This is a genomic window from Paraburkholderia graminis, assembly GCF_003330785.1.
Classification (GTDB): Bacteria; Pseudomonadota; Gammaproteobacteria; order Burkholderiales; family Burkholderiaceae; genus Paraburkholderia; species Paraburkholderia graminis.
The window spans coordinates 2,131,244-2,149,460 of record NZ_CP024934.1 but is presented as its reverse complement, the minus strand read 5'-3'; the positions used below and the strand labels follow the sequence as shown (position 1 = coordinate 2,149,460).

At 64.6% G+C, this 18,217-nt stretch carries 18 protein-coding genes; 13 read left to right on the top strand and 5 right to left on the bottom strand.

Features of this window, described 5'->3' with window-relative positions; translation table 11 throughout:
* Window positions 1-90: 90 nt before the first annotated feature.
* Entirely contained in the window at window positions 91-828 is a 738-nt protein-coding gene (locus CUJ91_RS09540) for a glutathione S-transferase (protein ID WP_029968598.1), read from the bottom strand.
* A 211-nt stretch (window positions 829-1,039) separates the two neighbouring features.
* Window positions 1,040-2,143 carry a YeiH family protein gene (locus CUJ91_RS09535; RefSeq protein WP_053858169.1) on the bottom strand — a complete coding sequence of 368 codons (1,104 nt, stop codon included), beginning with the start codon at window positions 2,141-2,143 and terminating at the stop codon, window positions 1,040-1,042.
* A gap of 114 nt (window positions 2,144-2,257) precedes the next feature.
* Between CUJ91_RS09535 and CUJ91_RS09530 the strand changes: the two genes are divergently transcribed.
* The 8 genes from CUJ91_RS09530 to CUJ91_RS09495 all read left to right on the top strand — a co-directional run bounded on the left by CUJ91_RS09530 (window position 2,258) and on the right by CUJ91_RS09495 (window position 10,633).
* Entirely contained in the window at window positions 2,258-3,169 is a 912-nt protein-coding gene (locus tag CUJ91_RS09530; protein ID WP_006051726.1) for a LysR family transcriptional regulator, read from the top strand.
* A gap of 187 nt (window positions 3,170-3,356) precedes the next feature.
* A complete protein-coding gene (locus CUJ91_RS09525; RefSeq protein ID WP_107706763.1) occupies window positions 3,357-4,130 on the top strand; it encodes a sugar phosphate isomerase/epimerase family protein in 774 nt (257 codons plus the stop codon).
* 297 nt (window positions 4,131-4,427) lie between these two features.
* Complete coding sequence (locus tag CUJ91_RS09520; RefSeq protein ID WP_107706764.1) at window positions 4,428-5,411, top strand: sugar kinase; 984 nt, start codon at window positions 4,428-4,430, stop codon at window positions 5,409-5,411.
* A 259-nt stretch (window positions 5,412-5,670) separates the two neighbouring features.
* Window positions 5,671-6,960, top strand: a complete 1,290-nt coding sequence (locus tag CUJ91_RS09515; protein WP_053858166.1) for an MFS transporter — start codon at window positions 5,671-5,673, stop codon at window positions 6,958-6,960.
* 4 nt (window positions 6,961-6,964) lie between these two features.
* Window positions 6,965-7,930, top strand: coding sequence for a 2-hydroxyacid dehydrogenase (locus CUJ91_RS09510; RefSeq protein WP_107706765.1), 966 nt, complete (start codon window positions 6,965-6,967; stop codon window positions 7,928-7,930).
* A 109-nt stretch (window positions 7,931-8,039) separates the two neighbouring features.
* Window positions 8,040-9,140: a LacI family DNA-binding transcriptional regulator gene (locus CUJ91_RS09505; RefSeq protein WP_107706766.1), complete on the top strand. Its 1,101-nt coding sequence runs from the start codon at window positions 8,040-8,042 to the stop codon at window positions 9,138-9,140.
* 177 nt (window positions 9,141-9,317) lie between these two features.
* Window positions 9,318-10,166: a YhfC family intramembrane metalloprotease gene (locus tag CUJ91_RS09500; protein WP_107706767.1), complete on the top strand. Its 849-nt coding sequence runs from the start codon at window positions 9,318-9,320 to the stop codon at window positions 10,164-10,166.
* Between the two features lie 101 nt (window positions 10,167-10,267).
* Window positions 10,268-10,633, top strand: coding sequence for a DUF3022 domain-containing protein (locus CUJ91_RS09495; RefSeq protein WP_029968588.1), 366 nt, complete (start codon window positions 10,268-10,270; stop codon window positions 10,631-10,633).
* Between the two features lie 17 nt (window positions 10,634-10,650).
* On the opposite strand, the gene CUJ91_RS09490 is transcribed toward CUJ91_RS09495, so the two are convergent.
* Both CUJ91_RS09490 and CUJ91_RS09485 read right to left on the bottom strand, forming a co-directional pair.
* Window positions 10,651-11,088: a PGDYG domain-containing protein gene (locus tag CUJ91_RS09490; protein ID WP_029968587.1), complete on the bottom strand. Its 438-nt coding sequence runs from the start codon at window positions 11,086-11,088 to the stop codon at window positions 10,651-10,653.
* A 243-nt stretch (window positions 11,089-11,331) separates the two neighbouring features.
* The gene (locus CUJ91_RS09485; RefSeq protein ID WP_006051717.1) at window positions 11,332-11,856 is read right to left on the bottom strand and encodes a Spy/CpxP family protein refolding chaperone; all 525 of its coding nucleotides are present in this window, start codon (window positions 11,854-11,856) and stop codon (window positions 11,332-11,334) included.
* A 224-nt stretch (window positions 11,857-12,080) separates the two neighbouring features.
* On the opposite strand from CUJ91_RS09485, the gene CUJ91_RS09480 reads away from it, so the two are divergent.
* The 3 genes from CUJ91_RS09480 (at window position 12,081) to CUJ91_RS09470 (ending at window position 14,877) form a co-directional block, all read left to right on the top strand.
* Window positions 12,081-12,965: a LysR family transcriptional regulator gene (locus CUJ91_RS09480; protein ID WP_006051716.1), complete on the top strand. Its 885-nt coding sequence runs from the start codon at window positions 12,081-12,083 to the stop codon at window positions 12,963-12,965.
* A 70-nt stretch (window positions 12,966-13,035) separates the two neighbouring features.
* Window positions 13,036-13,494: an Lrp/AsnC family transcriptional regulator gene (locus tag CUJ91_RS09475; protein WP_006051715.1), complete on the top strand. Its 459-nt coding sequence runs from the start codon at window positions 13,036-13,038 to the stop codon at window positions 13,492-13,494.
* Window positions 13,495-13,770: 276 nt separating this feature from the next.
* Window positions 13,771-14,877, top strand: a complete 1,107-nt coding sequence (locus CUJ91_RS09470) for a saccharopine dehydrogenase family protein (protein ID WP_029968583.1) — start codon at window positions 13,771-13,773, stop codon at window positions 14,875-14,877.
* Between the two features lie 70 nt (window positions 14,878-14,947).
* On the opposite strand, the gene CUJ91_RS09465 is transcribed toward CUJ91_RS09470, so the two are convergent.
* Window positions 14,948-15,535: a P-loop nucleotide/nucleoside kinase family protein gene (locus CUJ91_RS09465; protein ID WP_029968582.1), complete on the bottom strand. Its 588-nt coding sequence runs from the start codon at window positions 15,533-15,535 to the stop codon at window positions 14,948-14,950.
* 263 nt (window positions 15,536-15,798) lie between these two features.
* On the opposite strand from CUJ91_RS09465, the gene corA reads away from it, so the two are divergent.
* Both corA and CUJ91_RS09455 read left to right on the top strand, forming a co-directional pair.
* A complete protein-coding gene (gene corA, locus CUJ91_RS09460) occupies window positions 15,799-16,776 on the top strand; it encodes a magnesium/cobalt transporter CorA (RefSeq protein WP_053858160.1) in 978 nt (325 codons plus the stop codon).
* Window positions 16,777-17,131: 355 nt separating this feature from the next.
* Window positions 17,132-18,094, top strand: coding sequence for a sugar ABC transporter substrate-binding protein (locus CUJ91_RS09455; RefSeq protein WP_006051711.1), 963 nt, complete (start codon window positions 17,132-17,134; stop codon window positions 18,092-18,094).
* Window positions 18,095-18,217 lie beyond the last annotated feature (123 nt).

Here is an 18,217-nt window from a genome sequence, read left to right as displayed (position 1 = left end):
AAGCGTTGAAAAGCGCGCACGGTAACAGCAGCGCGCCCGCTGGACGAAGCGGGCGCGCTGCCGGACGTGAACGGGGAAGGGCGGCGCGGCTCAAGCCGCCGCCTTGTCGAGTTCGGGATAGTGCCTGAAGATGCACGCCTCGTTATGTTCAATGCGGCGCTCGGACTGCAGATAGGCGGCGATATTCGGCCGCTCCATCACCGCGGCATGCAAGGCGGCGAGCCGCGGATACTGCTCGCCGAAGCGCTTCAGCGCGCGCGGGAAGGCGTAAAGCAGTCCGTCGATCAACTGGAACATCGAGAGATCGACGTAGGTGAGCGAGTCGCCGACCATGAAGGTGTCGCCGGCCGGATTCTGTTTCAGCACGCGCTCGAAATACTTCATGAACTTCGGAATCCGGTTGTCGATGAAATCATGCGCGCGCGTTTTCGCGGCGTCTTTCTGGTCTTCGTAGTAGAGGCTGGCCGCAAGCGGGTGATGCGTGTCGTGGGCTTCGGTCACCACGTCGGCGATAGTCAATTGCAGGCCGTTTGCGACGTAGCGCAAGCTTTCCACGGACGGCGCGAGATTCAGGCGCGGTCCGAGATAAAAGAGGATGTTCGCGGTCTGCGCGATCACCAGGTCGCCGTCTTTCAGAAACGGCGGAGCGAACGGCGGATAGGGCTCGTCCCTGCTTTTCATGACCGCCATCATCGCGCCGGTGCCGAGACCTTCGGACGGCTCGCCGCGCGCCACTTCGACATAGTCCGCGCCGGCTTCTTCCAGCGCGAGCCTCACAAATTCGCCACGGCCTTGCAGGCCGTCCCAATAGTAGAGTTCCAGGCTCATCGATCTGTCCTCATTCGGGTTGCGGGAAGGGTGTGCGGAACGCGTCGCGCTTGCTGCTGCGGGCGCTGGCGATGCTGTTTTGCGTCGTTCGCGTCGTTTGCGTTGTTCGCGTTTCTCGCACGCCAGCCAGTATGCCGCGCGGCGCGGCCGGATGCTTTCCCAGACGCACGAAACCCCGCACGCGGCGGGGTGTGTTCGGGCGAAGTGCGGCTTAGCCGAAGAAGTGCTGGACAGCCCATGTGATACCCAGTCCGCCCGCAATCAGCCACACGTACAGGATGAAGCCCGTGGTCAGCGCACGCGGACCTGCCTCGCGGATTTGCGAAATGCGCGTTTCGATGCCGAGCGCGGTCATGGCCATGGTCAACGCGAAGGTGTCGAGCGTGTTGAGCGTGCTGGTGGCGGCTTGCGGCAGCACGTGCAGCGAGTTGATCACGACGAAGGCGAGGAAGCCGAGCGCGAACCAGGGAATCGCGAGCTTGCCCGGACGACGCTGTTGAACCGAAGCGCCTTGTTGCGAGCTGGCAGACGATGCGTCAACGTCGCGGCGCGCCGCACGGTTGACCCACAAGCCGACCACGAGCAGCACCGGCACGAGCAGCATCACGCGAGTCATCTTGACGATGGTGGCGATATGCGTCGCTTCCGGGCTTACGTTGCTCGCCGCGCCGACCACCTGCGCGACCTCGTGAATCGTGCCGCCAAAAAAGAGTCCGGCGCCCGTCGTGTCGAGATGCAGCCAGCCCGCCTTGAAGAGAACCGGGTAGAGGAACATGGAGAGCGTGCCGAACAGCACGACGCTGCCCACCGCCATCGCGCTTTTGTGCGGCTTGGATTGCAGCGTCGACTCGAAGGCGAGCACGGCCGCGGCACCGCAGATCGCGCTGCCCGCAGCGGTGAGCAGCGCGGTGTCGCGGTCGAGCTTCATGATTTTCATGCCGGCCCACGTGCCGATTACGAGCGTGCTCACGACGATCAACACCGATTCGGCGAGGCCCGGCAAACCGACCTGGGCGATTTCCTGAAGGCTCACGCGCAGGCCGAAGAACGCGACGGCGATGCGCAGCAGCTTGCGCGCGGAAAAATTGACGCCGGCCGCCCAGCTTGCCGGCATGCCGTCGCGCAGCGCGTTGCCGTAAATCGCGCCGGCGACGATACCGACGATCAGCGGGCTCAGCCCCAGCCCCGCAATCGCAGGGATCTGGGCGATGCGCGTGACGGCGGCGGCGAACAGGGCGACGAACAGAATGCCGTTGAGCTGGCCGCGGGCGGATGACGCTTCGGCGGTGGCGGCGGTGAGGCGGGCGGTGGTCATGGGTGCAGCCTTTGGACTGACTGAGTCGATGGGTCTAATCCTAAGTTAGATATATGAATATGAAAAATCGTGATTTAGAATGGAAACTATCCGCGCTGCCGATAGTTCGTTGCGATGACCCCTGATCAGCTTATAACGTTTGCCGCCGTCGCCGAGCATCTGAACATCAGCCGCGCCGCGCTGGCTCTGCATTTGTCGCAGCCGGCGGTGTCGGGGCAACTGCGCCAGCTTCAGGATGAATTCGGCGAGCCGCTTTATCAGCGCGACGGGCGCGGCGTGCGTCTGACGCCCGCGGGCGAGCAACTCGCGCAGTACGCCGCGCGGCTGCGCGACACCTGGCGCCAGGCGCATGCGTACCGCGACGCGCTGCGCGGCCTCGAACACGGCACGCTGCGGATCGGCGCGACCACCACGCCCGCCAGTTATCTGCTGCCTTACCTGATCGCGGATTTTCATCGGCAGTATCCGGACGTGACGCTGCATACCGCCGACGGCAATACGACCGACATCGTCGGCGCGCTCGGCTCGGTCGACATCGCACTGATCGAGGGGCCGGTCGGCACCGACCTGCCGCCGGATACGGCCGTGCACGCGTGGCGCGAGGACGAGATCGTGGCGATCATGCCGCGCACGCATCGGCTCGCGGAGGGGATGGGAGCAGACGCGGCAAATGCGGCAAATGCCGGGCTTGACCTTGCCGCGCTCGGCGCGGAGCCGCTGATCGTGCGCGAGGCGGGCTCGGGCGTGCGGCAAGTCGTCGAGCGTGCGTTTGCCCGCGCGGGCGTGCCGATGCGCGTGGCGCTGGAAATTGCCGGCGTCGAAGGCGTCAAGGAAGCGGTGCGGGCGGGCATGGGCATCGGCTTCGTCTCGGCAATGTCGATGCGGCACGAAAACGGCGCGCTGCGCGTGTTCTCGCTGAGCCCCGAGCCGCTGACGCGGCGGCTGTCGATTGTCGTGCCGCACGCGAGCGCGCCGTCGCGTGCGGTCAAGCGGTTTTTGGCGTTGTGTCTGGAGGATGGGGCGTAGACACCGAGCGCTGCGGCGCGCCGTGCCAACACAGCCCACAGCCCCGCCTGGGGATTTCCACTATGGTCTCCGACACGAACCCAAGCGCACTATTCGCCTATCGCAAGCGCTTCGGCGCTTTTTTGAAATCCGCCTTTGGAACCGGTTCCATAGATGGAAGCGGGACGAAACACACGGTAGTGACGACATGACGGATGCAGTGGAAGTAGCGATTGTTGCCAGCGCTTTCGGCGCCGACGCGGTGCGCACGGCGGGTCATCGCAAGTGGGCGGAGGCGAGCCGGCGCGCCCGGGCGACCGGTTTCGAAGTGCGTCGCGAGCTGTTCGGCGACGAAGCCGACGCGGAGCCGGCGTGCCTCGCGGTACTGGGCAAGCAGATTGCGGAGCTGGGCCTGTGGTCGGTGTACTCGACACCGGCGTCGCTGTACGCCGGAGACGGTCAGCTCGACGCGGCCGCGCTGCGGCGCGCAGTGGATGAAGCGACGGCCCTCGGCGCGCGCTTCGTCAAACTGCAACTCGGCGGCTTCGCGGACCGCGCGCACGGCGACGCGATCGCCGCGCAATTGCACGGCGCGAACGTTCGGCTCGTCGTCGAAAACGGGCAACTGACGCAGGGTGGTTCGCTGCATCAGTTCGTCGGCCTGTTCGACGGACTGCAGCGCGAAGGTCACGCGGATCTGCTCGGCATGACGTTCGACGTCGGCAACTGGGCGTGGTGCGGCGTGCCCGCGCTCGACGCCGCTGTGGCGCTCGCGCCTTACGTCGAGTACGTGCATTGCAAGATCGCGGCGGGCGAGGGCGCGCGGCGTTTTGCGGCCGCGCCGGCTGCCGACGATGCGCGCTTCGCCGCCGTGCTGGACCGGCTGCCGCGCCGCGTGCCGCGCGGGATCGAGTTTCCGCTCGATCCCGCCTGCATCGACGACGACGCCACGCGGCGCGTCGCCTGGTTGGCCGCAGCGTAGGCGGTGGCGAGGACTGAGGCCCGAGAGTCAGCAGCCTAGAGTCAGCGGCCGAGAGCGAGCAGCCAAGAGCCGAAAGCGAAAAGCCGACAGCCGAAAGCCGAGAGCCAGAACCTGAGAGAACGAGCAGCAAACAAGACATAACAACAGAAGCAACAGCAGCAACAGCACCAAGGCACCAAGGCACCAAGGCACCAAGGCACCAAGGCACCAAGGCACCAAGGCACCAAGGCACCAAGGCACCAACCGCAGCAACCGCACCACCGCACCACAAGCCCGACGCACAAGCAGGAGCAACGCATGACCAACCCGCCCGCAGCACTGGACATCATCACCTACGGCGAAGCCATGGCCATGTTCGTGGCCGCCGAAACCGGCCCGCTCGCGCGCGTCGGCCAGTTCACGAAACGCATCGCGGGCGCCGACCTGAACGTGGCGATCGGCCTTGCGCGGCTCGGCTTCAAGGTCGGCTGGATGAGCCGCGTCGGCAACGATTCATTCGGCCAGTACGTGCGCGACACGTTGACGAGAGAAGGCATCGACCAGCGTTGCGTCACCACGGACGAGCGCTATCCGACCGGCTTCCAGCTCAAGTCGAAGAACGACGACGGCAGCGATCCCGCCGTCGAATATTTCCGCCGCGGCTCGGCGGCGAGTCACCTGTCGGTCGCGGATTACGTGGCGGACTACGTGTTGCCCGCGCGTCATCTGCATCTGACCGGCGTCGCGCCGGCAATCTCGGAGAGCTCGCGCGAACTCGCGTTTCATCTGGCACGTGAGATGCGCGCAGCCGGAAAGACCATTTCGTTCGATCCCAACCTGCGCCCGACGCTGTGGCCGTCGCGCGCCGCGATGGTCGAAGGCTTGAACTCGTTGGCCGCGCTCGCTGACTGGGTGCTGCCCGGCATCGGCGAGGGCGAGATTCTGACCGGCTACACGCAGCCCGAGGACATCGCCAGCTTTTATCTGGAGCGGGGCGCGCGCGGCGTGATCGTCAAGCTCGGCGCCGAGGGCGCGTACTTCCGCACCGCCGACGATGCCGCGATGATCGCCGGCCAGCCGGTCGCGAACGTCGTGGATACGGTCGGCGCGGGCGACGGCTTCGCCGTCGGCGTGATCAGTGCGCTGCTGGAAGGCAAGACGCTGCCCCAGGCGGTCGCGCGCGGCAACCGTATCGGCGCGCTGGCGATTCAGGTGATCGGCGATTCGGAAGGCTTGCCGAGCCGCGCCGAACTCGATGCGCTCGAACGCGATGATGCGGCGAGCGTCGCGCATGCGGCATGACGCGCAGGCGCGGCGAACGTGGCGCAGGCGCCTCGGCGGCAGAGGCGGCGCGCACTGGCGAGCGCGCGCACGCACCGGCAGCCAGCGGCACACGCATGCATCGAAACGGCAAGCACACGCATCGAAGCGCCGCGCGCAACGAAGACAGATCCAGCAAAGCACGGCGCGAGCCGCGCACCGATAACAGCAAGAGCGCTCGACAAGCGCCGCACCAGCTCCGTCCATCATTGTTTCGGGAAGCCGTAAAAGGAGACACCCCATGACTTCATCTCTCGCGATCCGCCGCTGGTGGACGATCATGCCGATCGTATTCATCACCTACAGCCTCGCTTATCTCGACCGCGCGAACTACGGTTTCGCGGCGGCCGCCGGCATCAACCAGGACCTGGGCATCAGCAAGGGATTGTCGTCGCTGATCGGCGCGCTGTTCTTCCTCGGTTATTTCTTCTTCCAGATTCCCGGCGCGATTTACGCCGAGCGCCGCAGCGTCAAGAAACTCGTGTTCTGGAGCCTGGTTCTCTGGGGCGGCTGCGCGGCGTTGACCGGCATGGTCAGCAATATTCCGTCGCTGATGGTGATCCGCTTCGTGCTCGGCGTCGTCGAGGCCGCGGTGATGCCGGCGATGCTGATCTTCATCAGCAACTGGTTCACGAAGAACGAGCGCTCGCGCGCCAACACGTTCCTGATTCTCGGCAATCCGGTGACGGTGTTGTGGATGTCGGTCGTGTCCGGTTATCTGGTGCACTCGTTCGGCTGGCGCCATATGTTCATCGCCGAGGGCGTGCCCGCGATTCTGTGGGCCGTGTGCTGGTGGTTCATCGTGCAGGACAAGCCGCAGCAGGTGTCGTGGCTCACGCAGCAGGAGAAGGACACGCTCGCCGAAACGCTGCGCGCCGAGCAGGCCGCGATCAAGCCGGTGCGCAATTACGCCGAGGCGTTCCGCTCGTCGGCGGTGATCAAGCTGTGTGCGCAGTACTTCTGCTGGAGCATCGGCGTGTATGGTTTCGTGCTGTGGCTGCCGTCCATTTTGAAGAACGGCTCGACGCTCGGCATGGTCGAAACCGGCTGGCTGTCGGCGCTGCCGTATCTCGCCGCGACCATCGCGATGCTGGCGGCGTCGTGGGCATCGGATAAACTCAACCGCCGTAAAGTGTTCGTGTGGCCGTTCCTGCTGATCGGCGCGGTCGCGTTCGCGGCATCGTATGCGCTCGGCTCCACGCATTTCTGGCTCTCGTATGCCGCGCTCGTGATTGCCGGCGCCGCGATGTACGCGCCGTACGGTCCGTTCTTCGCGATCGTGCCGGAACTGCTGCCGAAGAACGTCGCGGGCGGCGCGATGGCGCTGATCAACAGCATGGGCGCGCTCGGTTCGTTCGTCGGCTCGTATGTGGTCGGCTATCTGAACGGCGCGACGGGATCGCCCGCGGCATCGTACGCGTTCATGAGCGTCGCGCTGATCGCCGCCGTTATCCTCACGCTGATCGTGAAGCCGCAACAGCAGGCGGCAGCGCCGCGGCACAAGCTCGCTACACCGTTGCAAGGAAAATAAGCTGATGAAGAAGATCGTCGCGTGGAAGTCGTTGCCTGAAGACGTGCTTGCGTATCTGCAACAACATGTCGAAGTGGTGCAGGTCGACCCGGCCCGCCATGATGCGTTCGTCGCCGCGTTGCGCGAGGCCGACGGCGGCATCGGCGCGAGCGTGAAGATCACGCCGGCCATGCTCGAGGGCGCGACGCGATTGAAAGCGCTCTCGACGATCTCCGTCGGCTTCGATCAGTTCGACGTCGCCGATCTCACGCGGCGCGGCATCGTGCTCGCGCACACGCCGGACGTGCTGACCGAATCCACCGCGGACACGGTGTTCTCGCTGATCCTCGCGTCCGCGCGCCGGGTGGTCGAGCTTGCCGCGTGGGTGAAGGCGGGGCAATGGCAGCACAGCATCGGGCCCGCGCTATTCGGCGTCGACGTGCAGGGCAAGACGCTTGGCATCGTCGGCCTGGGACGCATTGGCGGCGCGGTCGCGCGGCGTGCGGCGCTCGGTTTCAACATGCAGGTGCTCTATACGAACCGCAGCGCGAACCCCGAGGCCGAAGCGGCTTACGGCGCGCGCCGCGTCGAGTTGGCCGAACTGCTCGCCACTGCCGATTTCGTCTGTCTGCAAGTGCCGCTCACGGAAGAAACGCGGCACATGATCGGCGCAAAAGAACTCGCGTCGATGAAGAAAAGCGCGATCCTCATCAACGCGTCGCGCGGCGCGATCGTCGACGAAAGCGCGCTGATCGACGCGCTGCGAAACGGCACGATTCACGGCGCGGGTCTCGACGTGTTCGAGAAGGAACCGTTGCCCGCCGACTCGCCGCTATTGCAGATGGCGAACGTGGTCGCGCTGCCGCACATCGGCTCGGCGACGCACGAGACGCGTCATGCGATGGCGCGCAATGCCGCCGAAAACCTCGTCGCCGCGCTCGCCGGTACGCTGACGACGAACATCGTCAATCGCGAAGTATTGCAACGGTGACGGCAGTCGCGATGAAGCGTTCGGCGGCCGGGTCGTTCGTTAAGCGACGCATCTTGCGTTGCACCTTGAGTTGCATGGGGCGTCGTATGGCATCGAGCGTGAGCACGCGATGAGCGCGACGCCCACATCTCAAGGCGCGCCGCGCCGCGCGACGATCACCGACGTCGCGCGCGAAGCCGGCACCGGCAAGACCAGCATTTCGCGCTACCTGAACGGCGAGATGAGCGTGTTGTCGCCGGAACTGCGCGCGCGCATCGAGGCGGCGATCGAGCGGCTCGACTATCAGCCGAATCAGATGGCGCGCGGCCTGAAGCGCGGCCGCAACCGGCTGATCGGCATGCTGCTCGCCGACCTCACGAATCCTTATACCGTCGAAGTGCTGCAAGGCGTCGAGGCCGCATGCCACGCGCTCGGCCTGATGCCGCTCATCTGCCACGCGGCGAACGAAGTGGAGATGGAGCGGCGCTATCTGCAACTGCTCACCACGTATCGCGTCGAAGGCGTGATCGTCAATGCGCTCGGCGTGCGCGAGGAAACGCTGCGGCCGGTGGGCGGCGGCGGGATTCCGGCGGTGCTCGTCGATCGTTCCGTCGAAGGCCTCGCCGCCGACATCGTCGGACTCGACAATCGCGCGGCGGCGGAACTGGGCACGCGGCATCTGCTGGACAGAGGCTTTCGGGAAATATGGTTCGTCGTGCAGCCGTTCGAGCAGGTCAGCTCGCGGCGGCTGCGCGAGGCGGCGTTTCGGGACGCGATGCGGGCACATGCGGATGCGGGTGCCCATGCCGATGCTGATGCAAGCGCTGCGCAAGGTCATACGCTCGTGCTCAATCTCGCCGACGTCGCGCAAACAGATCACAGCCTCGCCGAACTGGACCGCGCCATCGACACCGCGCATCAACGCGCAGGCAGAATCGGCGTTGATGCCCGCATCGCCGTGTTCGCGGCGAATGCGCCGGTCGCGCTGCGGCTCGCGCTGCATCTGAAGGCGCGTTACGGCGACGCCTGGCAGACACGCGTCGCACTGCTTTCCATCGACGACCCCGAGTGGGCCGAACTGACCGGCATCACGACGATTCGCCAGCCGACCTATGACATCGGCTATCGCGCGGTCGAGTTTCTGCATGAGCGGATCGAGGGCGTGCAGACCACGGCGCGCGATTGTCTGCTGCCGGGGGAGTTGATCGTGCGGGCATCGACGGCGAGCTGACAGGCTCACGCGCTGCGAGCGCACTGCGCGGCACTGCGCGACACCGCGCGACGTCATTCGCCCCCGCCACTCGCCGCACCCCCATCCTCGCGAACTTCGCCGCCCGTTTCCCGCCGATCTGCGATCATTCGGGCTGCGGCGCGCAGCGGGTGCGCGCCAGTCATCGCAAGGAAACTCATGGTCGTTGCACCGCTCACTCTGTCGAGCCTCGCGCTCGCGACGCTCGTCGTCGCCGCTTTGCCGTTTGTCATTTACCGCCGCCTGCGCCGGCCGCTTGCGCTGAAGCCGCGCCCGGCGATCGCCGGCATCGCCGTATTCGCGCTGTTCGCGATGGTCATCGAGCGCGCGCTGAACGATTATGTGCTGCATCGGAACGAGGCGACCGCGACGTTCCTGTCGCATCCGCTGGCCTTCGTCGTGTATGGCGCGCTGGCCGCGGGAATCTGCGAGGAAGTGGGGCGGTTCATCGGCATGCGCCTGCTGATTAAGCGTGCGTCTGCAAGGGCGGCTGCAACGCCCGCGTCCGCGCAACAAACCCCGCGCACCGACGACGGCACCGCGCTCGCGTACGGACTCGGTCATGGCGGCGCGGAAGCGTGGCTCGTCGGCGTAATGGTGCAGGTTCAATGGATTCTGTTCGCCGTGTTCGAAAACCGCGGCCAGCTCGACAGCTATCTGAGCAATCTGCCGACCGAATCATTGATGCGCATCCACCTGATACTCGCGAGTCTGACGCCGCAAACAGCCGGCATTTTCGCGCTCGAACGGATCGCGGCGCTCGTCTTCCAGATCGGTTTGTCGGTGCTGATGTGGCGCGGGCTGCGCGCCGGCTGGCGCGGCATCCTGCCGCTCGCAATCGCGCTGCATGCGCTCGTCGACGTGCCCGCCGCGCTGTTCCAGGCGCAGCTCGTGCCGCTTGCCGCGGTCGATGCGGTCTATGCGCTCGCAGCGGTCGTCGTCGTGGGATTGCTGTTCAAGACGTTGCGGCGTCCCGTCGCGGACGCTGTGACGGAACTGCCTCGCTAGGATGATGGCGTCGCTGCGGCCGCTGCGCCGCAGCGGCCTCGATAGCCGCTGCTTTACAATCGACGGCCATCCACCGCATGCCTATGACCTTCGGCACATCCATGGAAGCTTACCAATACGACTGCGCGAATCCCGAGTTCGAGGAATTGGCGCGCGTCATCAGCGATCTCTTTCCCGAGCAGACGCAGTTCATCCAGCGTGCCGCCGAAGACGGCACGCCCACGCTGGCGATTCACTGGGTCGCGATGCGCTTCGGCGCGACCGCGCGACGCATCGTGATGACGGTGCAGATCGCGCCGGCGGCGCTCGCGCGTTACCGCGCGCTGCCTGCACGCTTGCGCGGCCGCAGCTTCGCGGTGTTGCGCGCGTATGTCGAGGCGAGCATCGGCTCGCTCGAGGAACAGTATGCGAATGGCGAAGCGGTGCCGCGCGAAGTCACCGTGGATCTCGGCGACGAATTTGCGTAACGCGCGCGTGACGTGCTTTAGTCCGCGAGACGGTAGACCTTTGCGAAGCGCGCGGCCTGCACGACGCCGTAATCGCCGGGCGCGTACTGCATGATCCAGTCGCCGGCCACGCCGCGCAGCACGTCGCCGCCGTTCGCCGAGCGGGCCAGCGAAAACGCTTCGTGCATCTCTTTCGCGAGCACGACGGCCGGGCGGTTGCGATAGGCGCCGGGCTCGCCGTGCGTGAGCGCGGCATCGGCGGGAACATACTTCGCGTCGAAGCGTTCACGCGACACGACCCAGCGGTCGCCGGTCGAGCCGGTGATCAGCGCGTCGCCTGGCAGATAGCGGTTCGGGCCTTCGAGGCTCATCAGTTCGCCTTGCGTGGCGGCGAATTCGACGTTGACCGTTTCGTCCTTGACGACACGCCGGGCGGCGGGGTCCTGGCTCAGGTCGAGATTTTTCAGGTGGTTCATGAAGCGGGGCAGAAGGTGTGTTGACGGCGGCGCCGCGATCTCGATGTGATCGAGCGCGGACTCGCATCATGCCAGACGCATCTTACGGAGCGCTTCTTTTGCGGTGCGACGTGCGGGACGCGATGCGATCCGATTCGACGTGATGCAATCCGGCGCACATCGCGAAGCGGGCGCGGCACTCAGAACAAACGGCGTCTAGCTTCGAACCGCGCCGCTTGCATCACGCACCGCGCCTGCAATCCGTTAAGGCTTCACCGTCGCATCGCTCGCCGGAGCCGGCGCCGCTTTGCCGCTCTTGCCCTTGCCGTGATGACGACGCCCGCCCTCAGCACCGCCTTCGCGATGGAACGTCGTATCGGCGAGCTTCTTCTGTTCCGGCGAGAAGCTGTTGTAGAGCGGATCGAATGCGTCCACCAGTTTCTTCACGCCGTCCGCATGGGCCTGCGCGATGGTCGCATACTGCTTCATGTCGTCGAGCGCGGACAGGTTTGTCGCGGCGCGGCGTTCCTTGAACAGTTCGCCCATCGTCTGGCCGTTGCCGCGCATTACGTCGGCGAATGCTTTCCATTGCGGCTCCTGCTCGGGCGTGATCTTCAGTTGCGAATGCAGATAGGCGATGCGGTCTTCGACATTGCGCTCATGCCCAGCTTTCGCGGCGGGCGCGGACGCGGCCGTGCCCGAGGGCGCCGCTGCCGGCGCCGAGGCTTGTTGTGCGAATGCGCCGCTCATCGCGACTGCGGAGGCCAGCAAGACCAGTGCTTTTTTCATCGAAACTCCTGATGTCTATTCGAATTGGGACGATTGGACCAGTGCGTGCGGCGAGCGTTCCGCGTCATGACGCGGCATAACGTGACATAACGCCGGATAACTCGCCAGGCGTCATGATGCGGATCGCTCGATCCTTACGGTCGCCGCTATTAGTATCACGATATCCCTACAATGCGGCTCTTGTGCGACAAACGCTTACAACCGAAACGAACAGGAAATAGCGGGTGGATAAATTCGTCAGCATGGAGATTTTCGTGGCCGTGGTGGAGGCGGGCAGCCTCACGGCGGCAGCGGAGCGCTTCGACATTTCGTCGGCGATGGTCGGCAAACACATCCGTTCGCTCGAGACGCGGCTCGGCACGCGGCTGCTCACGCGCACCACGCGCCGTCAAAGCCTGACCGAGATCGGCCGGCAATACTACGAGCAGTGCCGGCGCATTCTCGCGGACGTGAAGGACGCCGAGTCGCTCGCCGAAGCGATGGCCGCCGCGCCGCGCGGCGTGCTGAAGGTGACGGTGCCGCTCACCTACGGCGTCGAAGTCTTCTCTTCGGCGATGACCGATTATCTGAGCGCATGGCCCGACGTCACGCTCGAACTCGACCTGTCGAACCGCATGAGGGACCTCGTCGAAGAAGGTTTCGACGCAGCGGTGCGCATCGGCCATCTGCCGGATTCGAGTTTTGTCGCGCGGCCATTGAAGCCGTATCGCATGCGCGCGTGCGCGTCGCCGGCGTACCTTGCGCGCGCGGGCATTCCGCGCACGCCGGCCGATCTCGCGCATCACGAATGTCTCGGTTTCCTGCATTGGGGCCGCGAGGGGACATGGAGGCTCGGCGGCGAAAGCGCAACGGAAAACCCGCTCCGCGCAGGACGTTTTCGCGCGAATAACGGTCAGGCGCTCAAGGTCGCCGCATTGCGCGGCTTCGGCCTCGTGCTGCAACCGGAGGCGCTGCTCGCACGCGAGATCGAGAGCGGAGAACTGGTGTCGGTGCTGGAAGAGCATCTGCCGCAAGGCGCGCCCGTGCATCTCGTCTATCCGCGCGATCGGCGCGCCACGCCCAAGCTGACCAGCTTCATCGACTTCGTGATCGAGCGCTTCGGCGTTTGAAGACGCGCCGCATGGCACTGAAGACGCGCGATAATCCGCACCACTCCGACCACTTCTTCTTCCTTCTCCGATGAGACCTCCGCGCCTCGACCAACTCGACGATCTCGACCGCAACCTCGTGGCGCTGCTTCAGGCAAACGCGCGAGAAAGCGTCGCCAATCTCGCGCGCCAGCTCGGCGTTGCGCGTACCACCGTGATCGCCAGAATCGCGCGGCTCGAGCGCAGCAACGTGATCGCGGGCTACAGCGTGCGGCTCGGCCAGGACGTGCTCGATTCGAGCATCTATGCGTATGTGGGGATCATCATCGCGCCGAAGCATGGGCCCGCTGTGCAAAAGCGCCTCGGCAAGATGCCCGAGGTGCAACTGCTATGCGCGGTGAGCGGCGAATTCGACTACGTCGCCTGGCTGCGTGCGGATTCGCCCGATCGTCTGAACGATCTGCTCGATCAGATCGGCGGACTCGAGGGCGTGGAGCGGACCACGACCTCGATCATTCTCGCGCGCAAGATCGATCGCGGCATGGTGTGAAGCGCACGTTGCCGACGTTTTTTAGATGATCTTTTATGGCGCTTTTGACGCGTTCCTGACGTTTCGTCGGCGTGGCTCGTCAAAACGTCGAAGTTGATGGTCATTACGCAGCATTTTGCGCGTATGAACTGGTTTTGCTTCTCCCTACACTGTCGTTCGAGGGTTCAGCCCGCCGCGCGCCGCGCTCGATCGCGGCGCACCTGAAGCTGGAGACAGCGCACGAAATGAACCGGACGAGGTGCTCACGCGCCGCTCCGATCGACAAAGGAGAAGAACATGAAAGTTGCCATCGTTGGTGCAGGTCTGATCGGTCACACCATTGCGCATATGCTGCGCGAAACCGGCGACTATGACGTCGTCGCATTCGACCGCGATCAGCCCGCGCTCGACAAACTCGCCGCGCAAGGCATTGCGACCCGCCGCGTGGATTCCGCCGATGCCGCCGCACTGCGCGCCGCGATTCATGGCTTCGATGCGCTCGTCAATGCCCTGCCGTATTATCTCGCGGTGAACGTGGCGGCTGCCGCCAAGGGCGCGGGCGTGCATTATTTCGACTTAACCGAAGACGTGCGCGCGACCCACGCAATCCGCGCGATCGCCGACGACGCCGAACACGCATTCATGCCGCAATGCGGTCTCGCGCCGGGCTTCATCGGCATTGCCGCGCACGAACTCGCGAACCGCTTCACGGAGATTCGCGACGTGAAGATGCGGGTCGGCGCGCTGCCGCAATTCCCGACCAATGCGCTGAAGTACAACCTGACGTGGAGCGTGGACGGCCTCATCAACGAATATTGCCAGCCGTGCGAAGCGATTCGCGATAGCCGCACGCAGTGGGTGCAGCCGCTCGAAGGCCTCGAACATTTTTCGCTCGACGGCACCGAGTACGAAGCGTTCAATACATCGGGCGGTTTGGGTACGCTCTGCGAAACGCTGTCGGGCCGCGTCGAATCGCTCGATTACAAGTCGGTGCGCTATCCGGGCCACCGCAATCTGATGCAGTTCCTGCTCGAAGACCTGCGTCTTTCCAGCGACCGCGATACGCTCAAGAGCATCATGCGCCGCTCGGTGCCGTCGACCGCGCAAGACGTGGTGCTCGTGTTCATCACCGTGAGCGGCATGCGCGACGGGCAACTCGTGCAGGAAGTGTTTACCCGCAAGATCTTCGCGAAGACAGTTTGCGGCGTGCCGATGAGCGCGATCCAGATCACGACGGCCGGCGCGATGTGCGCGGTGCTCGATCTGTTCCGCGAAAAGAAGCTGCCGCAACGCGGCTTCGTGCGTCAGGAGCAGGTGTCGCTGCGCGACTTCCTCGGCAACCGCTTCGGCCAGCTTTATGAAGGGCAAACTCTGGACTCGCTGCAAACACTCGCGACGGTTTGACGAACCATCTTCGATAGAAGCTGAAAGCGCAAACGCCCCATACGTGGGGCGTTTTTGCGCGTTTTTTCGTTTACTGCGGCTCGCCGAGAATACGCGCGAGCAGCGCGTCGTAATCGGCCGCGCTCGGCGCCGTGTTATCGAACATCAGCAGATCGTTGCACATGTCGCCGGCCGGCACGAAGCGCCGCTGACGGTATTCGTCCCAGTGAGCGAGTTTGTACGCGTCGTTCGGATTGGCGCGCGCCACGATTCGCTGCTGCGCCGTCTCTTCCGACACATGCACCCACGCCACGCGCACGCTGACATCGTCGCCGACGCCGAGCCACGCGCGATCGAAAAGCCGCCGCTCGCGGACTTCGCGTGACAGCGGCCCGACCACCAGTGCGCTCACGCCGAGTTCGAGATTATCGCGCGCGGTGTCGATCAGCCCGCGATACTCCGGCTCGCGCAAATGCTCGAGGAAAAGCGGGCTGTCGCGATCGTTCGGGTCGCCTGTCAGCATGCCCATCGCGGCCGCGCTATAGCCGCCGTACAGCGTGTCCTTGTCGAGCAGACAGAACGGCGACCCGGTTGCTTTCATCAACCTGCCGATCAGCATTTTTGCGAGCGTCGTCTTGCCGGTGCCCGCGTGACCGCAAATAAAAACGAGGCGGCTCACGACAAGCTGTCCTCCATCCGAACCGCCGCGGCAATAGCGGGCATCGAATTCAAATACCACATTGCAGTCTCCTTACTGTCTTCCTTTGCATCGATCATGAAGAAGAACGCAGAGGCGCGCAAGCGCCGGGGCCTTTAACAAATCGATACATGAGCGCAGCCCGCAGCCCTTAACATGACGGTTACTTGTTCCATTCATGCAGAGGGGCTTGCACGCGTGTGCCGCGATGCAGCCCGCTCTGTTCCGCTTTCAGGGTAACCAACATGCTGATCAATTGCGCCGCCTATCAGGACGGCCGGAAGCTGGCAGACATCGACATCGATAGCATCAGCGACTACGTCGCGCGGCCCGAGTGTTTCGTGTGGGTCGCGTTGAAAGATCCGGGCCCGGGCGAGCTCGCGGTGATGAAGCACGAGTTCGGTCTGCACGACCTCGCAATCGAAGACGCGCAAAACGGTCATCAACGGCCGAAGATCGAGGAGTACGGCGAGTCGCTGTTCGCGGTCATGCACACTGTCGAGATGGACGAGGACGGCGAACTGCTGCTCGGCGAGGTCGACGTATTCGTCGGAGCGAACTATGTGCTGTCGGTGCGGCGCGGCACGCGCGCGGGTTTTCAGAACGTGCGGGCGCGCTGCGAGCGCGAGCCGCAGTTGCTGAAGGCGGGCTCCGCGTTCGTGCTGTATGCGCTTGCGGATGACATCGTCGACCGTTATTTCCCGATCATCGACGCGGTGAACACCGAGATCGAAGCCATCGAAGACCGCATTTTCGAGCGCAACAATTCGGCGGCATCGCGCGCGATCATTCAGGATCTGTATTCGCTGAAGCGGCGCCTCGTGATTCTTCAGCATCACATCGCGCCGCTGCAGGAAGCGATCAGCAAGCTCACGGGCGGGCGCATTCCGAGCGTCTGCGAAGGCATGCAGGCTTACTTTCGCGACGTGTACGACCACCTTGAGCGGATCGTGCGGATCATCGACGGACGGCGCGAAATGGTCGTAACCGCCGTGCAGGTGAATCTCGGCATGATTTCGCTTGCGGAGAACGAAGTGACCAAGCGGCTCGGTTCGTTCGCCGCGCTGTTCGCGGTGCCGACGATGATCGCCGGCATCTACGGCATGAATTTTCAGAACATCCCCGAGCTGCATTTCCGCTACGGCTATCCGCTTTGCCTGGGGATCATGCTCACCGTCGACCTCATCCTCTACTGGCGTTTTCGCAAGGCCGGCTGGCTCTGAGCGCAAAGCCGCGCTTGCGCGCCGGTCCTGCTTGCACGCGGCGCAATAAAAGTCCAGCATAGGCGGCCCGTCGGCGGCGGAGATTGCAGCCGACGGCAACACCGTCACACGCGGACACAAGCGAGGACCCATTGCCAACCATCGTCTGCCGGACCGTCTGCGAGGCGTTTCGGAGCCCGGCCGTCGGGCGCTCGTGCGAGCCGCCCCGACGCGCCGCACTTTTTGCGCGCCGATGCACTGCAACACTTTGGATCGTTGACAGTTTGGCCGCGATGCGCTGAGAATGAGTCCCGCAAACGTTTGCGCGTAACTAAAAATACGGCTCGACAGAGCCTGACAAACCCAGGAGATATGCATGAGCAATCGCATTCGCCGCCGCATCGTGGCGGCCGCAATCCTCGCCACCGCCAGCACCGCCTTGCCGTTTTCCGCCGCCTATGCCCAGACGGCGCCCGCTCATAAGCCGAAAGTCGCGCTCGTCATGAAGTCGCTCGCCAACGAGTTCTTCCTCACGATGGAAAACGGCGCGAAGGACTATCAGAAGCACAACCCGTCGCAGTTCGACCTGATCACGAACGGCATCAAGGACGAGACCGATACGGCGAACCAGATCCGCATCGTCGAACAGATGATCGTCTCCAAGGTCGACGCGATCGTGCTGGCGCCGGCCGACTCGAAGGCGCTCGTGCCGGTCGTGAAGAAAGCGGTGGACGCGGGCATCATCGTTGTGAATATCGACAACCGGCTCGACCCGGACGTGCTCAAGTCGAAAGACCTGAACGTGCCGTTCGTCGGACCGGATAACCGCAAGGGCGCGCAGAAGGTCGGCGACTATCTCGCGAAGAAGCTGAAGGCGGGCGACGAGGTCGGCATCCTCGAAGGCGTGTCGACCACGACCAATGCGCAGCAGCGCACGGCCGGCTTCAAGGACGCGATGCAGGCGGTCGGCGCCAAGGTGGTGTCCGTGCAGTCGGGCGAATGGGAAATCGACAAGGGCAACGCGGTCGCTTCCGCGATGCTCAACGAGTACCCGAACCTGAAGGCGCTGCTCGCGGGCAACGACAACATGGCGATCGGCGCGGTTTCCGCGATCCGCGCGGCAGGCAAGCAAGGCAAGGTGATGGTGGTCGGCTACGACAACATCAATGCGATCAAGCCGATGCTGAAGGACGGCCGCGTGCTCGCCACCGCCGACCAGTACGCCGCCAAGCAGGCCGTGTTCGGCATCGACACCGCGCTGAAAGCGTTGAGCGAGCACAAGAAGCAGTCGCAGTTGTCGGGCGTGGTGGAAACGCCGTGCGACCTGGTGACGAAATAAGCGCCGCCAGCGCATGACCGACTAGCAGGGCGCGCGGATTCGCGCCGCATCAGCACGCGAATCCGCGCCTACTATTCAATGAACGCTCAATAGCCGCTCAAGAAACCCGCCGGGCCGCCGTTA